Source organism: uncultured Flavobacterium sp. (genome assembly GCF_963974175.1).
GTDB lineage: Bacteria > Bacteroidota > Bacteroidia > Flavobacteriales > Flavobacteriaceae > Flavobacterium.
The window spans coordinates 345358-368000 of sequence record NZ_CAXBBR010000004.1; the positions used below are offsets into that span (position 1 = coordinate 345358).

Below are 22643 nucleotides of genomic sequence, written 5' to 3' on the forward strand. Positions count from 1 at the left end.
AAGTAAAAAATGCTTGAAAAAATTATTGCTTTTAGCCTTAAAAACAAACTTATTGTTTTATTATTTACCTTAGGAATATTTGGTTTTGGTATCTATTCTATTTTCCAAATTTCTATAGGTGCCGTACCTGATGTAACTAACAATCAAGTACAAGTGATTACTACTTCACGAAATCTCTCTACCCAAGATATTGAACAATACATTACGTATCCCGTAGAGATAGAAATGGCAAACTTGCCTGGAGTGCAAGAAATTCGTTCTATTTCAAAATTTGGTTTATCTGTAGTAACCATTGTTTTTGATGATGATTTAGGAACCTATTTACCACGCCAATTAATTGCTGAAAAAATTAAATCGGCATCAGAGAAAATTCCAGCAGGTTTTGGAACTCCAGAAATGGGGCCCATTACTACCGGTCTTGGCGAAATTTACCAATATACTTTAGAAGTAAAACCCGAGTTTAAAAACCAATATTCAGTAACGGATTTAAGAACTATTCAAGACTGGGTGGTAAAGCGTCAATTATCAGGAATAAAAGGAGTGGTTGAAATAAATACTTGGGGCGGTTATTTGAAGCAATATGAAATTGCGATTACACCTTCTAAATTAAAAGCCATGAACATCAGTACTACAGATGTTTTTACGGCCCTTGAAAACAATAATAGTATTGCCGGTGGTGCTTATATCGAAAAAGTAAATCAGAGTTATTTCATTCGAGCCGAAGGAAAAGTAAAGGCGCTAGCCGATATTGAAAATATAGTGGTTAAGAATATAAACGGAATGCCCGTTTATGTGAAAAATGTAGCTGATGTCCGTTTTGGTCATGCAAATCGTTTTGGTGCTATCACTGGTAACGGAGAAGGCGAGAAGGTACTGGGACAGGTGATGATGCTAAAGGGAGCCAACTCTAAACAGGTAATCAATGATGTAAAAGCCAGAATTTCCGAAATCCAAAAATCACTACCAGACGGAGTTTATATTAATGGATTCCTAGAGCGTAGTGAGTTAGTTGCTAAAACTACTTTTACAGTTGCTGAGAACCTTATTTTAGGTTGCTTAATCGTGATTTTTGTAGTGGTATTATTACTGGGAAACTGGCGTTCTGGATTAGTGGTTGCCTCCGTGATTCCGTTATGTCTATTATTTGCGATCTCGTTGATGAATATTTTTGGAATAGATGCAAACTTGATGAGCTTAGGTGCTATCGATTTTGGAATTATTATTGACGGAGCCGTAATTATCGTTGAGTTTATTGCCTTTCAAATAGCCAGTAAAGCGGCCCAATTAGGTCCTATGTCTAAGGAAGACCGTCAACTAGAAATTGACCAGATTACTTATAAGAGTGCTTCTAAAATGATGAATTCGGCTATTTTTGGACAATTGATTATCTTGATTGTTTTTATTCCAATTCTTTCTCTTTCAGGTATCGAAGGTAAAATGTTCAAACCTATGGCAATGACTTTTAGCTTTGCTTTAGTGGGAGCGATGATTTTTTGTTTTACCTATGTTCCAGTTGTTTCGTCGTTATTTTTGAAACCAAAAGAGGAGAATCCAAACTCGTTTTCCAGTAAATTAATACGGAAATTTAATTCATGGTATATTCCCATTATAACTTGGGGGTTAGCCAATACTAAAAAAGTATTATATGGTGCCTTAGGTTTGTTAGTGATGGCAGTTGCTTTGTTTACCACTATGGGAGGGGAATTTATACCCACTTTAGACGAAGGAGATTTTGTAATTCAGCCCGTTTTAAAAACAGGAACGTCCTTGACAAAAACAATTGCCACGACTACTAAAATCGAACAAATTATTCTGAAAAACTTTCCAGAAGTAGAGCAAGTAGTAAGCAGAATAGGTGCTGCCGAAGTTCCTACAGATCCCATGAGCATGGAGGAAAGTGATGTTATAGTTAAGCTAAAGCCAAAATCAGAATGGGTGTCAGCAAGCAGTAAGGATGAACTAGCAGATAAGATTAAAGCGGCGATTGAGAAACAGATTCCAAATATGGAAATTGAATTTACCCAACCGATCGAAATGAGATTCAACGAATTAATTTCTGGAACGCGTTCAGATGTTGCTGTTAAAGTATTTGGTGAGGATTTGAATGTATTAGCTAAGAAAGCACATGAAATTAAAAAAGCCATTGAAAAAGTAGAAGGAGCCTCTGATATTATTATTGAAAAAACGGAAGGCTTACCTCAAATGACCGTGCATTATGATCGATCTAAAATTGCCCGCTATGGTTTGAATATTTCAGAACTAAATGATATGATTGCGCTGGCATTTGCTGGAAAAACAGTGGGTAATGTATTTGAAGGAGAAAAACGATTTGATATGGTGATTCGTTTGGATCAAACCAATAGACAAGATATTAATGACTTGAAAAATTTATATGTATCAGCTCCTAATGGGGAACAGATTCCGTTACAGGAATTAGCTAACATTGAATACACGGAAGGCCCCGCAAAGATTTCTAGAGACAACACAAATAGAAGAATTGTGGTAGGAATTAATGTTCGAAATAGAGATTTACAAAGTGTTGTTACCGATATTCAACATATTGTAAATACAAAAATCAAACTACCTCCAGGTTATTATGTTCAATATGGCGGACAATTTGAAAACCTTCAAAGTGCCAAAGCAAGATTAATGGTGGCGGTACCTATAGCATTAATCTTGATTTTTATCTTACTCTATTTTGCGTTCGGTTCTATTAAAGAAGCCTTAATGGTGTATTCAGCAATTCCGCTTTCAGCAGTGGGTGGAGTATTGTTTTTATGGATGAGAGGATTGCCATTCAGTATATCAGCTGGTGTTGGTTTTATTGCGCTCTTTGGTATTGCCGTTTTAAACGGAATCGTATTAATTGAACATTTTAAAGAATTAAAACATCAAGGAATGAAAAATATTGATGAACTTATATTGAAAGGAACAACAGATAGATTGCGTCCTGTTTTGCTAACGGCAGCCGCCGCAGCCTTAGGATTTTTACCAATGGCAATATCTTCATCTGCAGGAGCAGAGGTGCAAAGACCCTTGGCGACAGTCGTAATTGGAGGATTGTTTACAGCGACCATATTGACTATGGTAGTGCTACCCATATTATTTAAAGTTTTTGACGGGAAAGAGCTAAAAAAGGTAAAATTTAAAAAACATCATAGTAATGCCTTTTTAATTCTATTATTGTTAAGTACTTCGTTTGCTTTTTCTCAAAACTCAAATTCGGAACTAGATAGTTTGATAGGTAAAGGCATCACTAATAACAAAGGTTTAAAAGCCTATCAATTGCAGGTTGATAAATACCAGGCTAATATAAAAACTGCCTATACCTTTGATAAAACCAATATTTACTATAATTACGATCAAAATAATTTGGCTTCTAATAATGAACCTTTGAAGATTTTTGGAGCGCAACAACGCTTTTCTTTTCCAACAGTTTATGGAGCACAGAAAAAGGTAAATGAAACAGAATATGAAAAAGAAAAAGCCAACTTTGAAATTCAAAAAAACAAACTATCGTTAGAAATTTCTAAGGTGTATTATCACATTGTTTACTTACAAAATCGGGAAAAATTGTATTTCTATTTAGATAGTTTGTATCAAAATTTTTCAAAAGCAAGTGACAGACGTTTTGAATTAGGTGAAACCAATTATCTCGAAAAAATAACGGCACAAGCCAAGTTCCGGCAAATAGAAACAATCCTTTCTCAAATTGAAAATGATAAAAAAGCAAAGTATGACTTGTTGTATTCTTTGATTCAAATGGATGAAAAAACAACTATAAAAAGCAATTCTGTATCTCCCATATTTTATACAACTGAAGAATTAAGTACAGATATTCATAATGCCTATTTAGAACGTGTTACGGATAATTATAAAAGTCAAATTATACTTGAAAAACAACATTGGCTACCTGATTTGCATTTGGAATATTTTAGAGGCTCGAATAAAGGATTATCACAATCATTAAGTGGTTTTCAGATAGGAATTGGGGTGCCACTTTTATTCTCCGGAAATGTTTCAAAATCAAAAGTTGCGCAGCTAGAATTACAAAGTTGGGAGCAACAAAAGCTTAATGAAGAACAAAAAAGAGAACAGTTTATTCAACAAAAAAAGAACGAATTAGCAAAGTACCAAGAAGCTATAAATTATTACAACCAATATGGAAAAAAGTTATCGGATGAAATTATTAAGGTGGCGAATTTAAGTTATAAACACGGAGAAATTGACTTCTTCCAGTACATTCAAAGTTTAGAGAATGCAACTACTATTCAAGTAGAATATCTAGACAACGTACTTCAATTCAATGCAACCCAACTCGATTCACAATACCTTAATTTCTAATACATAAAAAATGAAAAAAACATTATATATACTCGCCTTGTCAATCGTTCTGTTTTCATGCAAGGAAACTAAAACAGAAGAACCAATTGCTACTGATCATACAATGGTTACGGTTACATTACCGCAATTTAAATCTTCGGAAATGGAAATAGGAAGTCCTACGAAACAAGATTTTGAAGTAACTGTAAAAACCGCTGGAAAGATAGATGTCCCGCCACAAAACAGAGCCAAAGTAACGACTTTCGTTGGAGGAAATATAAAAGCAACTACGTTATTAGTAGGTGATAAAGTGAGAAAAGGACAAGCATTATTGACATTAGAAAATACGGAATTTTTAGATATTCAGAAAGAATATTTGGAAGTAGCAGAACAAATTAAATATTTAAAATCAGAATACGAACGTCAAAAAACATTGTATGACGAAAAAATTACTTCTCAAAAAAATTACCTAAAAGCGGAAAGTGAGTACCGCAGAGCAAAAGCTATGTATCAAAGTTTAAGAGCCAAATTGCAGCTGTTAAACATTAATCCTATAAACGTCGAAAACGGTAAATTGACCTCAGTAATTACTATTTATGCTCCTATTGCTGGTGATATAGTGATAATGAATGCTAATGTTGGGATGTATGTTGCGCCTTCAGATGTGATGCTTGAAATTATTGAAACGGATCATTTGCATTTAGAATTGAATGTATTCGAAAAAGACATCCTAAAAGTAAAAGTGGATCAGGATATCAATTTTACGGTGCCAGAAGCTACAAAAGAAGTGTTCCACGCTAAAGTACATTTGGTAGGAAAATCGATTGAAGGAAATGACAGGACAATTAACGTTCACGGACATTTAGATGACAATATGAAACAACGATTAATCACTGGAATGTTTGTGGAAGCAGCTATTGTTGTAGATTCTAAAAAAGGGCTTTCTATCCCAGCAGATGCTTTAATTACTGAGAACAACAAAAATTTTGTACTTTTATTGAAGGAAGAAAAAAATGAAAGTTATTTCTTTAAAAAGACAGCAGTCAAAATAGGAGAAAAATCAGAGAAATACGTTGAAATTCTTCCTGATAATCAAATTAATTCTTCTTCTAAAATTTTAACAAAAGGCGTTTTTGACGTAGTTAATTAATCGTAAAGTATGGATTTAAACAAATTGAAAGGTCAATTGCAAACTGAAGTTGATACCGCTTTTCTTTATGATAGTATAGCAGAAATTCAAGCCGACGAAAATCTAAATAGGGTCTTACGCGGTTTGTCAGATATCGAGAAGGGACATGCGCAACACATGTTGGATAAAGTGAGGACTATTCAAAGCGAATACAAAATGCCTGCTCCATCTTCTAGAGCTAAATTCCAACTAAAATTAGGCAAACTGTTTGGTTACGGATCTATAATCAGCAATTTGTCAAGTATCGAAAAACAATTTGCTGTCAATTCGATAAAGAATAAAATTGAAAAAGGAGAAAAACCTACTGGTTTTGAACACAATCATTTAAATATTATTGAAGCGGTGAACAATAATGCTGCTTTAAATGTCTCTGGAGGTTTTCTTTCTAAATTTGAAAGTCGCCATAAATCAGTAGGCGGAAATGCATTGAGAGCTGCTGTTTTAGGTTCGAATGACGGACTGGTTTCTAATATGAGTTTGGTCATGGGCGTAGCCGGTGCTGCAGTCTCTAACAATACTATTTTATTGACGGGAATTGCAGGACTAATGGCTGGAGCCATTTCGATGGCATTAGGAGAATGGCTTTCGGTTCAAAGTTCAAGAGAATTGAATCAACGCCAAATTGACCTAGAAAACGAAGAATTAGAAGCATCTCCCGAGGAAGAAAAAAAAGAATTGGTTTTATTGTATCAAGCCAAAGGCATGAACGTTGTTGAAGCACAAAAATTGGCTGACAAGGCATTTGAAAGCCATAAAACAGCAATTGATGCCATAATAACAGAAGAACTAGGCATAGATAAAGAGGAATTGGGAGGTTCGGCCTGGGAGGCAGCAATCGCTTCTTTCGTTTTATTTTCAATTGGAGCCATTATACCTTTATACCCTTTTATGTTTTTAGATGGGAAAAATGCTATACTTTTGAGCGTTGGTAGCAGTGTAATTGGGCTTTTTGGAATAGGTGCTGCCATTACATTGTTGACGGGAAAAGGCATTCTGTTTTCGGGATTCAGACAAGTTTTCTTCGGCTTAGCAGCAGCAGCAATAACTTATGGAATTGGATCCTTAATTGGAGTTTCCTTGGCGGGCTAAATATTACAATATATCAAGTCACATGAATTTAGTCAAAAACAGATTATTAACTATTTAAATATAATACTATGAATGATGCGCATTTACACCTGGTGGTAAACCATTTCCCTATTATCGGAACAATCTTTGGTTTGGGAATACTAATAGCTGGTTTGTTTTTAAAAAATAATACTGTAAAAAATACGGCTTACGTATTATTCGTTGTTGCCGCTATTTTTGCATTTATAAGCATGTCTACTGGAGAAGGAGCGGAAGAAATGGTGGAAGATATGCCAAATATTGGCAAACAAATCATTCATGAACATGAAGAACTAGCTGAAAAACTAGCCTTATTATTATATGCTACCGGTATTTTTAGTTTAGTAGCACTATACACAAGTTTAAAAAACCATAAATTTTCTAAAATGGCATCCTATATTACGCTGGTTTTAGCTTTAGGTGCTGCGGCTTTAGGTTCTAGTGTGGGTACTTCAGGAGGAGAAATACGTCATACTGAAATTCGTGATAATAACGTGAATACAGCTGTTGAAAACGTAAATTCGAACACAGAAAGTGCTACGGATGAAAACTAAGAATATTTTTTTTAACAAAAAAACAACATTAAGTTAAACTAAAAATAGCTTTCCAATCAAAAAAGCCTTTATATTTGCACAAGAAATAAAACAAAATTATGTTCACAATACAATTACATCATCATCATTTCCATTATTGCTCTCAAGCGATGTGTTAATGATATGGTTGTAAGTCATCATATTTTAAAACCCGTTTGAGTACATCAAACGGGTTTTTTATTTAATATCCTTTGTACTCAAACATAATATTATAAACAAACTAAAAAACATTACAATGAGTACATTAAAAATTGCAATTCAAAAATCAGGACGTTTAAACGAAGAAAGTATTCAGATCTTGAAAGATTGCGGAATTTCTATTAACAACGGTATCGATCAACTAAAAGCCGAAGCATCAAATTTCCCATTAGAAGTTTTATATTTAAGAAATTCAGATATTCCTCAATATTTGATTGACGGTGTGGTAGATATTGCTATTGTTGGAGACAATTTATTAGTCGAAAAAGGAAAGGGAATTCAAGTGGTTCAAAAACTAGGTTTTTCTAAGTGTAAAGTATCTGTTGCTGTTCCTAAAACATTCGAATACAACTCAATTCAAGATTTAAACGGATTACGTATCGCCACATCTTATCCTAATACAGTAATTGAATATTTCAATTCCTTTGGAGTAACTGTTGATATTCACCAAATTTCAGGTTCTGTGGAAATTGCTCCAAATATTGGTCTTGCAGATGCCATTGTTGATATTGTTTCTAGCGGAAGTACCTTATTCAAAAACAACTTGAAAGAAGTAGAGATTATCTACAAAAGTGAAGCAGTTTTAGCGGTTTCTCCAAAAGTGACTCCGGATGTTCAAAAACTAATCGACACCTTAAAATTCAGAATAGAATCAGTTCTAAGAGCGCGTAGATCAAAATATATTTTGATGAATGTACCAAATGATAAAATTGAGGAAGTTGGAAAAATCCTTCCTGTTTTACGTAGTTTAACCGTATTGCCATTAGCGCAAGAAGGCTGGAGTAGTGTACACTCGGTAATAGATAAAGATACTTTTTGGGATGTAATTGACCAGTTGAAAGACGCTGGTGCCGAAGGGATTTTGATTTGCCCAATTGAAAAAATGGTGCTTTAATAAAGTTTTAAGTAGTAATTCATAAGTATTAAGTTCGTTAAAGTTTTCTATGCTATGACTAACCTTAAACTTCAAACTATAAATTATGAATAAAATATACAACCCAAAACCGGAAACTTGGTCTGCAATACTAGAAAGACCAACAAAAACGGTAGATGACATTGAGCTTACAGTAAAAGAAATTTTTAAGGAAGTTCAGAAAAAAGGAGGTGAGGCTGTAGCCAAATATACTTCTCTATTTGACGGTGTTGCCATCGATAAATTAGAAGTCACCAAAGCCGAAATTGAAACAGCTGTCGCTTCTGTTTCTACAGAACTGAAAGAAGCCATTCAATTAGCTAAAAATAATATCGAAAAATTTCATGCCGCTCAAAAGACAGCAAGAGTAGCCGTTGAAACGGTTGAAGGAGTTCAATGCTGGCAAGAAAAAAGACCGATTCAAAAGATTGGTTTGTATATTCCTGGTGGAACAGCACCTTTGTTTTCAACAGTTTTAATGTTGGCCGTTCCTGCAAATATTGCAGGTTGCAAAGAAATCGTTTTATGTTCACCACCAGATAAAAAAGGAAATATAAATCCAGCTATTTTATACGCTGCTAATTTATGTGGAGTTACCAAAATTTTAAAAGTAGGAGGAATACAAGCTATTGCAGGACTTACTTTTGGTACGGAGTCGATTCCAAAAGTATATAAGATTTTTGGCCCAGGAAATCAATTTGTGACCGTAGCCAAACAATTAGCAACGCAGTTTGGAGTTGCAATTGACATGCCTGCTGGACCTTCGGAATTATTAGTTGTGGCTGATGATAGTTCAGTTCCTTCATTTGTAGCCTCAGACTTATTGTCTCAGGCAGAACATGGTTCGGATAGCCAAGTGATTTTGGTTTCAACCTCAAAAAAATTAATAGATGCTGTTGAAGAAGAAATTCAAATTCAATTAGAAGCGCTACCTCGAAAAGAAATTGCCGAGAAAGCAATTGCTAATTCAAAGTTGATTTTTGTCGAAAATGACCAAATCGCTTTGGATTTAATCAATGAATACGGACCAGAACACTTTATAGTTTGCACATCATCTGATGATTTTTACATTGATGGAATCGAAAATGCAGGCTCTATTTTTATAGGGAATTACACGCCTGAAAGTGCTGGAGATTATGCTTCTGGCACCAATCATACTTTACCAACAAATGGTTATGCTAAAAATTATAGCGGCGTAAACTTGGATAGTTTTACAAAATCGATGACTTTTCAGAAGATTTCTGAAGTAGGAATTAAAAATATTGGGAAAGCGATTGAAGTTATGGCCGAAGCGGAAGGCTTGCAAGCACACAAAAATGCAGTGACATTACGATTAAAAGCGATTAAAGATGGAAAATAGTTTCGATATAAATAATTTAGTTCGTGAGAACGTTAAAACAATGAAACCGTATTCATCTGCTCGTGATGAATTCAAAGATTTTGATGTTGCTCAAATGATTTTTTTGGACGCCAATGAAAATCCATACCAAAATGGAGTGAATCGCTATCCTGATCCACAGCAAAGTAGCGTAAAAGCGGTTTTGGCCAAACAAAGAAACCTGAAAGTAGACCAAGTTTTATTAGGTAATGGAAGCGACGAAGTATTGGATTTATTGTTCAGAGCTTTTTGCGAACCTAAAACGGATAACGTAATTACTTTGCCGCCTACATACGGAATGTATAGTGTATTGGCTAATATAAACGCTGTTGAAAACAGAGAGATTTTATTATCTACAGATTTCCAACCAGAGATTGATGCCATTTTAGAAGCAGTGGATGCAAATACAAAAATGATCTTTTTATGTTCGCCTAATAACCCAACAGGAAATTCGTTTTCTGATGAAAGTGTGGTTACTATACTTCAAAATTTCAAGGGATTAGTAGTAATCGACGAAGCGTATATTGATTTCTCAAAAAAGCAAAGTTGGTTGAATGAATTAGATGAATACCCTAATTTGATTATTACACAAACGTTATCAAAAGCGTATGGTTTAGCTGGAATTCGTTTAGGGATTTGCTATGCATCTGCAGCTATCATTTCAGTTTTAAACAAAATAAAGCCACCTTATAATGTGAATGAGTTAACACAACAAAGAGCATTAGAAAGATTAGCTGATAAAGAAAAAATACAGTTAGAAATAGACTCAATTGTAATACAAAGAGATGATTTACTTAAAGTATTACATGAAGTTATTTTTGTGTCTAAAATTTATCCGACAGAAGCTAATTTTGTTTTAATAAAAGTTGATAATGCTAATAAAAGATACGATCAGTTAATAGCTAAAGGAATCGTTATTAGAAATAGAACAACGCAACCTTTATGTGAAAACACCTTGCGTTTGACTATTGGTACAGCAGAAGAAAACAAGAAGTTAATGGAGGCATTGAAGACAATTTAAACACAAATTTCACAGTGTTATTTTGAAATTGTAGTTATTAAAAATAAAATAGTTTTAGACAAAAAACAAGAAAATAGAACTCAAAATAAACAGAACTTAAGCGATCGCTAATTGGTGAAGATCTGTGAAATTTGTGTTCGTTTTAAATCATAACAAATGAAAAAAGTACTTTTTATAGATCGTGACGGAACTATGGTTTTAGAACCGGAAGGATATCAATTAGATAGTTTAGATAAATTAGAATTTTATCCAAAAGCATTTCAATACTTAGCAAAAATTGCTAAAGAATTGGAATATGAATTAGTAATGGTAACAAATCAAGACGGTTTAGGAACGGACAGTTTTCCTGAAGATACTTTCTGGCCTACTCAAAATTTCATTTTAAGAGCTTTCGAAAATGAAGGCGTTCTTTTTGATGATATTTTCGTAGACCGTTCTTTTCCGGAGGATAATGCGCCGACACGCAAACCAAGAACTGGAATGTTACTGAAATATATCGACAATCCAGCTTACGATTTGGCTAACTCATTTGTATTAGGTGATCGTTTAACTGATGTAGAATTAGCTAAAAACCTAGGTGCAAAAGCTATTTTTATGAACGTGAGTGAAGGTGCAGGAAGTACTGAAATCGCTTCTAAACGGGAAGAGTTAGATGATGTTATTACATTACAATCAACAGATTGGAAAGAAATTTATGAGTATTTGAAATTAGAGGCACGTTCAGCTACAATTTCGAGAAAAACGAATGAAACAGATATTTACATTAATCTAAATCTGGATGGAACAGGGAAAAGCAAAATTGAAACGGGAATTGCATTTTTTGATCATATGCTAGACCAAATTGCGCGTCACGGACAAATGGACCTAGAAATCCTTGTGAAAGGCGATTTAGAAGTGGACGAGCATCATACAATTGAAGATACAGCGATTGCTTTAGGGGAAGTTTTTGCGAAAGCATTAGGAAATAAACTAGGGATTGAGCGTTACGGTTTTTGTTTGCCAATGGATGACTGCTTAGCGCAAGTAGCTATTGACTTTGGAGGTAGAAACTGGTTGGTTTGGGAAACCGAATTCAAACGTGAAATGGTAGGAAAGATGCCTACAGAGATGTTTTTACATTTCTTTAAATCATTTTCTGATGGAGCCAAAGCAAACATCAACATCAAAGCTGAAGGACAAAATGAACATCACAAAATTGAGGCTATTTTTAAGGCTTTTGCCAAAGCGATAAAAGTGGCAGTAAAACGCGATACCGAGAAAATGATTTTGCCATCAACTAAGGGGATGTTGTAAAAATTTGTTTAAAGTTTAATATTTGAGATTCTGTGAGGGATTTTAAATTTTAAACCTGAAACCTGAAACAAAAAAAATGAAAATAGTAATCATAAATTACGGAGCGGGGAATATTCAGAGCATTATGTTTGCAATTGAAAGATTGGGATTCAAAGCGGTTTTGAGTAACAAGCCTGAGGAAATTAAGGCAGCAGACAAAGTGATTTTTCCAGGAGTGGGGGAAGCAAGTTCAGCGATGAAAATGCTTTTAGAAAGCGGATTGGACAGTTTAATTCCAACACTAAAACAACCTGTTTTAGGGATTTGTTTGGGAATGCAGTTAATGTGCAACAAATCAGAAGAAGGGAATACCAAAGGTTTGGCGATTTTTGATGTGGATGTGATTAAATTCACTCCAAAAGTGAAAGTGCCTCAAATGGGTTGGAACCAAATTTATAACTTGAAGTCGGCTTTATTCCAAGGAATCGCTGAAAACGAATACATGTATTTAGTACATAGTTTTTATGCACCACTTTGTTCTGAAGCTATTGCGACTACAAATTATGAAGTGGAATATGCATCGGCATTGCAAAAAGATAATTTCTATGGAACCCAATTTCACCCCGAGAAAAGTGGTGATGTAGGTGAAAAAATTCTTGAAAATTTTTTAAAACTTTAAACCTGAAACAAATTATGCGTATAATACCAGCAATAGACATCATCGACGGAAAATGTGTTCGCTTGTCAAAAGGGGATTACAACACCAAGATAATTTATAATGAAAACCCATTAGAAGTTGCCAAAGAATTTGAAGCTCACGGAATTGAATATTTACATTTAGTGGATCTTGACGGTGCAAAATCAAGTCAGATTATTAACTATAAAATATTGGAGCAAATTGCTTCTAAAACAAAATTAAAAATTGATTTTGGTGGTGGATTGAAGTCGGATGCCGACCTGAAAATTGCTTTTGAAAGTGGTGCTAACCAAATTACGGGTGGAAGTATTGCAGTAAAAAATAGAGCGATTTTCGAAAAATGGATTGCCGAATATGGTGCTGATAAAGTCATTCTTGGAGCAGATGCAAATAACGAAAAAGTAGCCGTTTCAGGATGGTTGGAAGAATCTGATGAAGATTTAATTCCATTTATTCAAGGATATCAAGCTAAAGGAATTCAATATGTTATTTGTACTGATATTGCAAAAGACGGAATGCTTGAAGGACCTAGTTTTGATTTATACTCTAAAATTTTGGCGGAAGCCAAAGGAATAAAATTAATCGCTTCAGGTGGAATTTCTACTTTTGATGAGCTACCCAAATTAGCCGAATTAGGCTGTGAAGGAACGATCATTGGAAAAGCGATTTATGAAGGACGGATTTCGTTGAAACAATTGGAAAATTACATTTTAAGTAGTAATTCATAATTTGTAAGCAGTAAGTTACAAATTGAATAATAATTTTTTAAGTTATAAATATGGGTGAAGATGTAATTAAAACTAAAAGCTTTTTATTTGCTATTAGGATTGTAAACTTATATAAAATACTTATTTCTAGAAACGAGTATGTTATGAGTAAACAAATTTTACGTTCAGGAACTTCAGTTGGGGCAAATATTCGTGAATCAAAGAATGCAGAAAGCAAGGCTGACTTTATTCATAAACTAGGGATTTCTCAAAAAGAAGCAGATGAAACTTTATACTGGTTAGAACTTTTGCAAGCTACAAACTATATATCAAATGAAGAGTTTTTAAGCTTAAATAACGATGGTATAGAAGTTTTAAAATTGATAAAAAGTATAATTATTACTTCAAAAAATAATCTCAAAAAAACTTAATAATTACGACTTAATAATTCATAATTAAAAGATATGTTAACAAAAAGAATAATACCTTGTCTCGATATTAAAAACGGAAGAACGGTAAAAGGCATAAATTTCGTAGATTTACGTGATGCGGGTGATCCAGTAGAATTAGCTAAGATATACTCGGATGAAGGAGCTGATGAATTGGTTTTTTTGGACATATCTGCAACTGAAGAACAACGAAAAACTTTAATTGATTTAGTTCGAAAAGTAGCCTCAACTATTAATATTCCTTTTACTGTAGGTGGCGGAATCTCATCTGTAGCCGATGTTGAGATTTTATTGCAGAATGGAGCTGATAAGGTTTCAATTAATTCTTCGGCAGTAAAAAACCCGCAGTTGATTAATGATTTGGCACAGAAGTTTGGAAGTCAATGTGTAGTTGTAGCAATTGATGCTAAGCAAATTAATGGACAATGGGTGGTACATTTAGTAGGTGGAAAAGTGCCGACAGAATTGAATTTATTTGATTGGGCAAAAGAAGTAGAACAACGCGGAGCAGGGGAAATCCTGTTTACTTCGATGGATAATGACGGAACGAAAAATGGCTTTGCAAATGAAGCTTTAGCCAAACTTTCAAGTTTAGTAAATATTCCGATAATTGCCTCTGGTGGTGCTGGGAACATTCAGCATTTTGTAGATACTTTTAAAGATGGAAAAGCGGATGCAGCATTAGCAGCTAGCGTATTTCATTTTAAAGAAATCGAAATTAAAACATTAAAAACAGCACTTAAAAATAATAATATAGAAGTCAGAATATAGACGATAGAATAAAGAAAATAGACTGAGAATTAAGGATTAATTTAGAACTACCTTTTTTTGTCGATATTCTTTTTATCCTTTTTTCTTCCTAAAAAAAATAAAAATGAACATAGATTTTTCAAAAAGCACAGACGGATTAATTCCGGCAATCATACAAGATAGCGAAACCAATGTTGTTTTAATGTTGGGTTACATGAATGCAGAAGCATATCAAAAGACAATAGATACTAAAAAGGTCACTTTTTACAGCAGATCTAAACAAAGACTTTGGACAAAAGGCGAGGAAAGTGGTAACTTTTTGAATTTGGTTGATATCAAAAATGACTGTGATAACGACACCTTATTAATTCAAGTAAAACCTGAAGGACCTACATGTCACAAAGGAACTGATACCTGCTGGGGAAAAGAAAACAAAACGAATTACGGTTTCATTTCTTCTCTTGAAGATACGATTCAAGTACGAAGAGTAAATGCAGATTCTGAAAAGAGTTATGTGGCTTCTTTATTTAAATTGGGGATCAATAAGATTGCACAGAAAGTTGGTGAAGAAGCAATCGAAGTGGTTATTGAGGCAAAAGATGATAATGATGACTTGTTTTTAAGTGAAAGTGCCGATTTGCTTTTTCACTACCTAATTTTGCTTCAGGCGAAAGGATTCAAAATCAATGATGTAGTTGACGTATTAAAAACTCGCCAGAAATAGAGATTTTTTTCTTGTTAATTATACGATATAAAACCCAACAGTAATTTGATTTGCTGTTGGGTTTTCTTTTTTCTTTTATTTCAAGTTGCAATCCCCTATATTTACTATTATTTTATAAAATACCACAATACACGTTATGAATTTTGACAATACAAGCAACATATTAGAACTTAACAATACTATCATAAAAACAGGACTCCACATAATATTAACCACTGATGAAGATGATTTACGTCCAGTATATATGTCGGGAAATTTTAATAACTGGTTGACGCAGGATAAGCTGTTCATGATGGAAAAAATTGGAAACGGTTTATATCATTTTAAATTTACACATGATTTTGACTATCCAGAAACGTTGTTGTATAAGTTTACAAAAGGAGATTGGAGTGAAGTTGAAATTAACAGCAGCGGCAATCGTACTGAAAATAGGTCGACAAAAAAGCATACGGGAACACAAAAGGAACATGTTGCAAGATGGAGGAAGAATTGGTTGCCATATAAGCAAAATTATTTACCACAAGTTTTACTTATTTCTGATGAATTTGAGATTCCGCAGTTGAATAGAACCCGGAAAATATGGGCGTTACTCCCTCATGATTATGATACTTCAAAAGAAAGTTATCCCGTTATGTATTTACAAGATGCTCAAAATTTATTCAATGAGGATGCTGAATACGGTAATTGGGAAATTGACAAGAAACTGGCTGTAATGTCAGAGTATAAAATTGGGAAGATCATTATAATCGCTATTGAGCACGCTGAAGAAGACAGAATAAGAGAATATAGTGTAGGGAAAACAATATTAGGAAAAGGACAGGGGAAAAAATACATTCGTTTTGTAACCAAAACGTTGAAGCCCTTTGTAGATAATAATTTCCGTACCAAAAAAGACCGTGCTAATACCGGAATAGGTGGTAGTTCAATGGGTGCTTTAATTAGTATTTTTAGTGGGTTAAGATACCCAAAAGTATTTGGTAAATTGATGATTTTTTCTCCTTCGCTTTGGGTTAAACCTGATATGAAAATTCAAGTGGATGAAGAAGTTACAGAGGATACCAAAATATATTTATATGCAGGTGGTGACGAAAGTGATACCATGATTGAACATGTGAAAAGCTTCAAGGATCGCGCCATTGCAAACGAATTCGTAAAAGATAAAATGAAAATTAATTTGAGCATCAATAAAGAAGGAAAACACAACGAGACCTATTGGAGTGATGAATTTCCTAAAGCTATTGAGTGGCTTTTTTTTAACACAAAAGATAATTAAATGAAAACTAACCAAATAGATAAATTAGATGATTTTTCAGGAACCGTTTTAATACCGGTTTTCGAAACCAATGTAAAAAGTATAGTTCCAATCCAATTTGAAGGTTTAGAAATTTCGTCCAAAGTTTTCTATGGCAAGAAAGACACCTCTTATTTAGCCGAGAAAAACAACATCACCTACCTTTTTATTGGGCTAGGTAAAGCAATCGAGTATAAGGCATTAAAAACAATAGCGAGGAGAATTGCTGCTAAGGAAAAAGAAGCTTTTGGAAAAAATGTTGCTTTATTTGTACCGCAAGAATTCAGTAATGACCAATTAGAAGCCACCATATCTGGTTTATTGTTAGGTACTTATAATTTAGGTCATTTCAAAAAAGTGGACGAGCATCCTTTTTTAAATCCTGATTTTGAACTGGAAATTTTATCTTCTAAAGATTATTCGCCAACAATTAATAAAGCGATAAAAATTGCTCGCGCCCAACTTCAAACTTTAGCATTGGTTGATTTACCTCCAAATAAGGTAACACCGAAGTATCTTGCAAATTGGGCTCAAGATAAAGGAGATAAATACGGATTTGAAGTAAAGGTTCTTGGTCTCGAAGCATGTCAAATTGAAGGACTCGGTGCTTTTTTAGCTGTCGGAAAAGGAAGTGAAAATGAGCCACAGTTTGTGGTTATGACTTATACCCCAAAAGAAGATGTTCTTAATTTAAAGCATGTTGGTTTAGTTGGAAAAGGAATCACTTTTGACACTGGAGGTTTGAACATAAAAACAGCAGGAATGGTTCATATGAAGTGTGACATGGCTGGTGGAGCAGCAGTTTTTGGCGCCATGCAATTGATTGCTGATTTGCAATTACCTGTAAAAGTAACTGCTATCGTCCCTTGTGCAGAAAATTCTGTCGATGCAAAAGCATTTTTACCAAGTGATGTGATTCATAGTTACAACGGAACTTCAATCGAAATTATTGATACTGATGCTGAAGGCCGTTTAGTCCTAGCAGATGGTATTTCTTATCTTATAAAAAATTACAAGCCAGAATATATTGTTGATATCGCTACACTTACTGGAAGCAGTGTTGGAACATTAGGATACGAATGTGGTGCTTTGTTTACTAATAACGAAGCTATTTCTAAAAAACTGCAGGAAGCGGGAGATTCAGTAGGGGAGCGTCTATGGCCGCTACCGCTTTGGGATGTCTACAAACAAGACATTGAAAGTGATATTGCAGATGTAAAAAATTATAGCGGAAAACCAGTAGCTGGCGCTATTAGTGCGGCTAAATTTTTAGAATATTTCACAAACGAGCATGCTGCTTGGGCACATTTGGATGTCGCTGGTGTAGCATTTGGCGACGATGAATTTGCAAAAAGCAAACATGCTACGGCATACGGAGTACATTTATTAACCAAATTCATTGAAAATTTATAAGCTTATGCAAAATCCTAAAACCTTCATTTGTATTTCGAATTATTTCAAAGGAGCCGATTTTTTAATTCATTTAAAAAGTCTTGGCAACAAAGTCTATCTCATAACTAGTGCAAAACTGAGAGACAAACCATGGCCGCATGATTCTATAGACGAAACCTTTTATATGCAAGGTCAGGATATCGATTGGAACTTAGAGCATTTATTACTGGGTGTTGGGAACTTAATGAAGTCGAATCAAATTGATGCCATTGTAGCATTAGATGATTATGATGTAGAGAAAGCTACCTATCTGAGAGAAAACCTGCGCATTGATGGAATGGGACAAACTACGGGACGTTATTTTAGAGATAAACTAGCGATGCGTATGAGAGCGAAGAGTTGTGCCATTTCTATTCCTGCTTTCTGTTCTTTATTTAATGATCATGACATTAATACTTTTGCTGATACCGTTTCTCCTCCATGGGTTTTAAAACCACGTTCAGAAGCCTCAGCCACTGGTATTATAAAAGTACACGATAAAGAAACCTTATGGATTCATATTAACGAAATGGGAAACAACCGTTTCAAATACTTATTAGAACAGTTTAAACCAGGTGCCGTATATCATTGTGATAGTTTGATTTCTGAACGAAAAGTTATTTTTAGCTTGACTTCAAAATATTTGGCTACACCAATGGAAATATCACAAGGTGGTGGCGTTTTTCGTAGTTCCAATATTCCTTATAATTCGGAAGACGATAAAGCCATAAAAAAGGTAAATGAGCAAGTCATGAAAGATTTTGGATTAAAACATGGCGCCGCACATACTGAATTTATAAAAAGCGATGAAGACGGAAAGATTTACTTTTTAGAAACATCGTCTCGCGTCGGCGGAGCTCATTTAGCAGAAATGGTCGAAGCTGCTTCAAATATAAATCTTTGGAAAGAATGGGCCGCCATTGAAGATGCATTGGTAAGAGATCAAAAATATAAGTTACCAAAAGTAAAAAAAGGCTATGCAGGAATTGTATTGACTTTGTCTAAATATCAAAATCCTGATCTATCTTCTTTTTCTGATCCTGAGGTTTGCTTTAGAATTCCTCTAGATTATCATGCCGGATTAGTGGTTCAGTCTGATAAAAGTGAGAGAGTTTTAGAGTTACTAAATGATTATGTAGATCGCTTAGTGGCTGATTTTACTGTGGTGGTACCTCAAGAAACAGTCTCAAAACTGCATTAATAGTAATAGTTCCGATTCAAAAATAGAATTGTATTAAAAGATTCCGCATTCATGAAAAATTTTTTTGTTATTATTTGTTCCATAGTATTTATTTCGAATGGTAGTACTGCCCAAGGTCTTTTAGGCAAGTCAGAAATGGTGTTTACCAAACAAGACAGCCTCAGAGGAAGTATTACTAAAGAAAGGGAGTGGTGGGACCTGAAGTATTATCATTTGGACATTAAAGTGAATCCTAAAGACAGCACTATAGTAGGTTCGAATACTATTAAATATCAAGTAATACAAGAATACAACCGCATACAAATCGACCTGCAAAATCCTTTAGAGATTTATAAAGTAATTCAGGATGGTGTAGAATTAAAATATAACAGAGAAGGGAATGCCTTTTTTATTGACTTGATTGCGCTTCAAAAACCGGGTACAATTAAAGAACTTACCGTTTTCTATGGCGGTAAACCAAAAGTGGCCGTAAATCCGCCATGGGACGGAGGTATTACCTGGAAAAAAGACAGCAATGGTAACCCATTTATAGCATCTTCTTGTCAGGGATTGGGCGCTAGTGTTTGGTGGCCCAATAAGGATCATATGTACGATGAAGTAGAAAGTATGCTCATCAGTGTAAATGTTCCCGGAAACCTTACAAATGTCTCTAATGGACGTTTGCTTAGCGTTAAAAAACTAAAAGACGGAACAAAAACATTTAACTGGTATGTATCGAATCCAATTAATAATTATGGTGTAAACATAAATATTGGGGATTACGTTTCTTTCTCGGAAAAATACAAAGGCGAAAAAGGTGATTTAGATTGCAGCTATTATGTTTTGAGAGACAATTTGGCAAAAGCCAAAGAACAATTTAAAGATGTTCCTCGAATGCTAAAAGCTTTTGAACATTGGTTTGGACCTTATCCGTTTTATGAAGACAGTTATAAGCTGGTAGAAGCTCCTTACCTGGGAATGGAACATCAGAGTTCAGTTACCTACGGAAATGGGTTTCAAAATGGATACCGAGGACGGGATTTGAGTGGAACAGGTTGGGGCCTTAAATTTGATTTCATAATTATCCATGAATCTGGGCATGAATGGTTTGCTAATAACATCACAGATAAAGATATCGCAGACATGTGGATTCACGAGAGTTTTACAAACTATTCTGAGAGTCTATTTCTAGAATATTATTACGGAAAAGAGGCCGGTTATGAGTACGTTAGGGGCATCCGAAAAAATATTGAAAATGATAAACCAATAATCGGTCACTATGGTGTAAACAGTGAGGGTTCCAGTGATATGTACTATAAAGGGGCTAATATGCTGCATACTTTGCGCCAAATTGTGAATGATGATGAAAAATGGAGAGCCACCTTAAGAGGTTTAAATAGTACTTTTTATCATCAGACGGTCACCACAAAACAGATTGAAGATTACTTAAGTGAGGCGGTTGGTATGGATTTAACCCCTTTCTTCAATCAATACTTAAGGGACACTAGAATACCTACATTAGAGTATTTCTTCAAAGATAACACCCTCGGTTTTCGTTGGACTAACTGTGTTGCAGGCTTCAATATGCCAGTAAAAGCTACCCTTAATGACAAAGAAAAATGGCTCAAACCAACTACTGACTGGGTAACTGATTCCATTACAGTAGAAAATCCAAATCTTAAAATTGACGTAAATTTTTATGTGGCGGAATTTGATATTACAGAATAAAATTGGTTAATTTTACACAGGCATATTAAGAGCCAAATTGTCAAATTTCTTTTATTTTATGAAAAATTCAATTACATTACTATCGTTATTTCTATTCTTCAGTATAAATGTTTGTGGACAAAATAGTACGCAAAATCAAGAAGAGTCATTAGGTAGTATTGAAAATCCTGAAATGTCAGTTCGAATTAATCTTGATTCTATTACGCTCCTAAAATCAAGTGAAATGCTAAGTGAGGACAGCTTTTGGGCATTAATAGAAAATTCACTGAAGGAAACGACAAACCAAGAAGACCAGGAAATTTTTCTAGTTTCGGCAATTGAGAAGTTGACTCCGCAAGAAATGATAGGCTTTCGTTTACGAACAGATAAGCTACTTTATGACAGTTACAATCCAGAATTGTGGTGCGCAGCTTATATTGTAAGCGGTGGATGTTCTGATGGAGGATTTGAGTATTTTAGATGTTGGTTGATTTCTCAGGGTAAAGAAGTGTTTTATAAAGTAAAATCTAACCCTGACGCTTTAATTAATGAAGTGGTTGAAGGCAAGGAGTCCTACGAATTTGAAGGTTTTTGGTACGTAGCAATGAATGCGTTCAAAAACAGCACGGGTGAAGATTTGTATTCCTATATTGACTACGATACTTTCGTGACAAATGACGAAAACTATCCCTTACTAAAATTTAATTGGAACCCAGATGAGCCTGCAACTATGGGGAAAGTTTGTCCCGTTCTATTTCAAAAACTTTGGAAATAAAATGATTAATAAAAAAAGCGATACTAAATAAGTATCGCTTTTTTTATTAAATTAAGTTGTTCTTAATGTAATTATAACTTGCAGCTGATGATTCTATTGGATTGGGAATGTAGTTGCTTTCATGTTCTAAAAAGAAGCGTTTCATTCCAGAAAGTTCAGCTTGCGCAAAGATCGATTTAAAGTCTAGTTTTCCAGTACCAATTTCAGCGTTAAAATCAGGATTTACTTTATCCATATCTTTAACATGCCACATTTTAAAACGACCAGGGTGTTCTTTGAATAATTCCAACGGATCTTGTCCAGCACGAACTACCCAGTATAAATCCATTTCAAAATCAACTAGGTTCTTATCAGTTTCATTTAATAAAATCTCATATCCATTTGTTGATCCAAATTTTGTAAATTCAAAATCATGATTATGATAAGCTAATTTTATTCCAGCAGCTTTACAAATTTCAGCGGCTTTATTGACTTTTAGAGCTAATTTTTTATAATCATCAGCACTTTTTCCCCTTAAATTTTCAATGATGTAAGGTACTGTAATATATTCACTACCTAGAATATTAGCAGCTTCGGTATAAGACTTTAGTGGATCAGTATTACCATTCTCGATATAGCCATTGAAATCAAAATGATTACTTGTAGCTTTTAGACCATTATTAGTTAACATCGACTTAAAGTCTTTCAAAGAAGTCCCAAAAAATCCATCTTTAATTGAATAGCCAAATGTTTCCACTTCATTAAAGCCTATTTTTCCAACTTGCGATAATACACCTTTGACATCTTTTGGCAAAGTATCTCTCAATGTCCATAATTGAATGCCTATTGCTTTCTTTTTTGCAGCAAAAGCAAAGGAAGGAGCAATCGCTAATGCTCCAAGAGCCAATCCGGTACTTATTAAAAAGTCTCTTCTTTTTATCATGAGTTCTATTTTTTAT

The 22643-nt window shown here is 34.3% G+C and carries 19 protein-coding genes; 18 read left to right on the forward strand and 1 reads right to left on the reverse strand.

What is annotated here, in order from left to right:
* The first annotated feature begins 9 nt into the window (after positions 1–9).
* The 18 genes from AAC069_RS08945 (at position 10) to AAC069_RS09030 (ending at position 21705) form a co-directional block, all read left to right on the forward strand.
* Positions 10–4344, forward strand: coding sequence for a CusA/CzcA family heavy metal efflux RND transporter (locus AAC069_RS08945; protein ID WP_339920129.1), 4335 nt, complete (start codon positions 10–12; stop codon positions 4342–4344).
* Between the two features lie 10 nt (positions 4345–4354).
* Positions 4355–5473 (forward strand): efflux RND transporter periplasmic adaptor subunit, encoded by a 1119-nt coding sequence (locus AAC069_RS08950; protein ID WP_339920130.1) that lies wholly within the window; start codon positions 4355–4357, stop codon positions 5471–5473.
* A gap of 9 nt (positions 5474–5482) precedes the next feature.
* Positions 5483–6601 carry a VIT1/CCC1 transporter family protein gene (locus tag AAC069_RS08955; protein ID WP_339920131.1) on the forward strand — a complete coding sequence of 373 codons (1119 nt, stop codon included), beginning with the start codon at positions 5483–5485 and terminating at the stop codon, positions 6599–6601.
* 68 nt (positions 6602–6669) lie between these two features.
* The gene (locus AAC069_RS08960) at positions 6670–7173 is read left to right on the forward strand and encodes a hypothetical protein (RefSeq protein ID WP_339920132.1); all 504 of its coding nucleotides are present in this window, start codon (positions 6670–6672) and stop codon (positions 7171–7173) included.
* Between the two features lie 274 nt (positions 7174–7447).
* Positions 7448–8305 carry an ATP phosphoribosyltransferase gene (hisG, locus tag AAC069_RS08965; protein WP_339920133.1) on the forward strand — a complete coding sequence of 286 codons (858 nt, stop codon included), beginning with the start codon at positions 7448–7450 and terminating at the stop codon, positions 8303–8305.
* An 85-nt stretch (positions 8306–8390) separates the two neighbouring features.
* Complete coding sequence (gene hisD / locus AAC069_RS08970) at positions 8391–9683, forward strand: histidinol dehydrogenase (protein ID WP_339920134.1); 1293 nt, start codon at positions 8391–8393, stop codon at positions 9681–9683.
* Positions 9673–10722: a histidinol-phosphate transaminase gene (hisC, locus tag AAC069_RS08975; RefSeq protein WP_339920135.1), complete on the forward strand. Its 1050-nt coding sequence runs from the start codon at positions 9673–9675 to the stop codon at positions 10720–10722. Before hisD ends, hisC begins: the two co-directional genes overlap by 11 nt.
* Before the next feature lie 156 nt (positions 10723–10878).
* Positions 10879–12015, forward strand: a complete 1137-nt coding sequence (hisB, locus tag AAC069_RS08980; RefSeq protein ID WP_339920136.1) for a bifunctional histidinol-phosphatase/imidazoleglycerol-phosphate dehydratase HisB — start codon at positions 10879–10881, stop codon at positions 12013–12015.
* 76 nt (positions 12016–12091) lie between these two features.
* Positions 12092–12673 (forward strand): imidazole glycerol phosphate synthase subunit HisH, encoded by a 582-nt coding sequence (gene hisH / locus AAC069_RS08985; RefSeq protein WP_339920137.1) that lies wholly within the window; start codon positions 12092–12094, stop codon positions 12671–12673.
* A 14-nt stretch (positions 12674–12687) separates the two neighbouring features.
* A complete protein-coding gene (gene hisA, locus AAC069_RS08990) occupies positions 12688–13419 on the forward strand; it encodes a 1-(5-phosphoribosyl)-5-[(5-phosphoribosylamino)methylideneamino]imidazole-4-carboxamide isomerase (protein ID WP_339920138.1) in 732 nt (243 codons plus the stop codon).
* 50 nt (positions 13420–13469) lie between these two features.
* On the forward strand, positions 13470–13829 hold the full coding sequence (locus AAC069_RS08995) for a four helix bundle protein (protein ID WP_339920139.1): 360 nt from the start codon (positions 13470–13472) through the stop codon (positions 13827–13829).
* 33 nt (positions 13830–13862) lie between these two features.
* Positions 13863–14618, forward strand: coding sequence for an imidazole glycerol phosphate synthase subunit HisF (gene hisF / locus AAC069_RS09000; RefSeq protein ID WP_339920140.1), 756 nt, complete (start codon positions 13863–13865; stop codon positions 14616–14618).
* A 103-nt stretch (positions 14619–14721) separates the two neighbouring features.
* Positions 14722–15321 (forward strand): bifunctional phosphoribosyl-AMP cyclohydrolase/phosphoribosyl-ATP diphosphatase HisIE, encoded by a 600-nt coding sequence (hisIE, locus tag AAC069_RS09005; protein ID WP_339920141.1) that lies wholly within the window; start codon positions 14722–14724, stop codon positions 15319–15321.
* A gap of 136 nt (positions 15322–15457) precedes the next feature.
* On the forward strand, positions 15458–16594 hold the full coding sequence (locus tag AAC069_RS09010) for an alpha/beta hydrolase-fold protein (RefSeq protein WP_339920142.1): 1137 nt from the start codon (positions 15458–15460) through the stop codon (positions 16592–16594).
* Entirely contained in the window at positions 16595–18025 is a 1431-nt protein-coding gene (locus AAC069_RS09015; protein ID WP_339920143.1) for a leucyl aminopeptidase family protein, read from the forward strand.
* 4 nt (positions 18026–18029) lie between these two features.
* Positions 18030–19244, forward strand: a complete 1215-nt coding sequence (locus tag AAC069_RS09020) for an ATP-grasp domain-containing protein (protein WP_339920144.1) — start codon at positions 18030–18032, stop codon at positions 19242–19244.
* A 51-nt stretch (positions 19245–19295) separates the two neighbouring features.
* Entirely contained in the window at positions 19296–20951 is a 1656-nt protein-coding gene (locus AAC069_RS09025; RefSeq protein ID WP_339920145.1) for a M1 family metallopeptidase, read from the forward strand.
* 58 nt (positions 20952–21009) lie between these two features.
* The gene (locus tag AAC069_RS09030; RefSeq protein ID WP_339920146.1) at positions 21010–21705 is read left to right on the forward strand and encodes a DUF4240 domain-containing protein; all 696 of its coding nucleotides are present in this window, start codon (positions 21010–21012) and stop codon (positions 21703–21705) included.
* Between the two features lie 46 nt (positions 21706–21751).
* Here the strand turns inward: AAC069_RS09030 and AAC069_RS09035 are convergent, their stop codons facing one another.
* Entirely contained in the window at positions 21752–22627 is an 876-nt protein-coding gene (locus AAC069_RS09035) for a sugar phosphate isomerase/epimerase (RefSeq protein WP_339920147.1), read from the reverse strand.
* Positions 22628–22643: the final 16 nt, after the last annotated feature.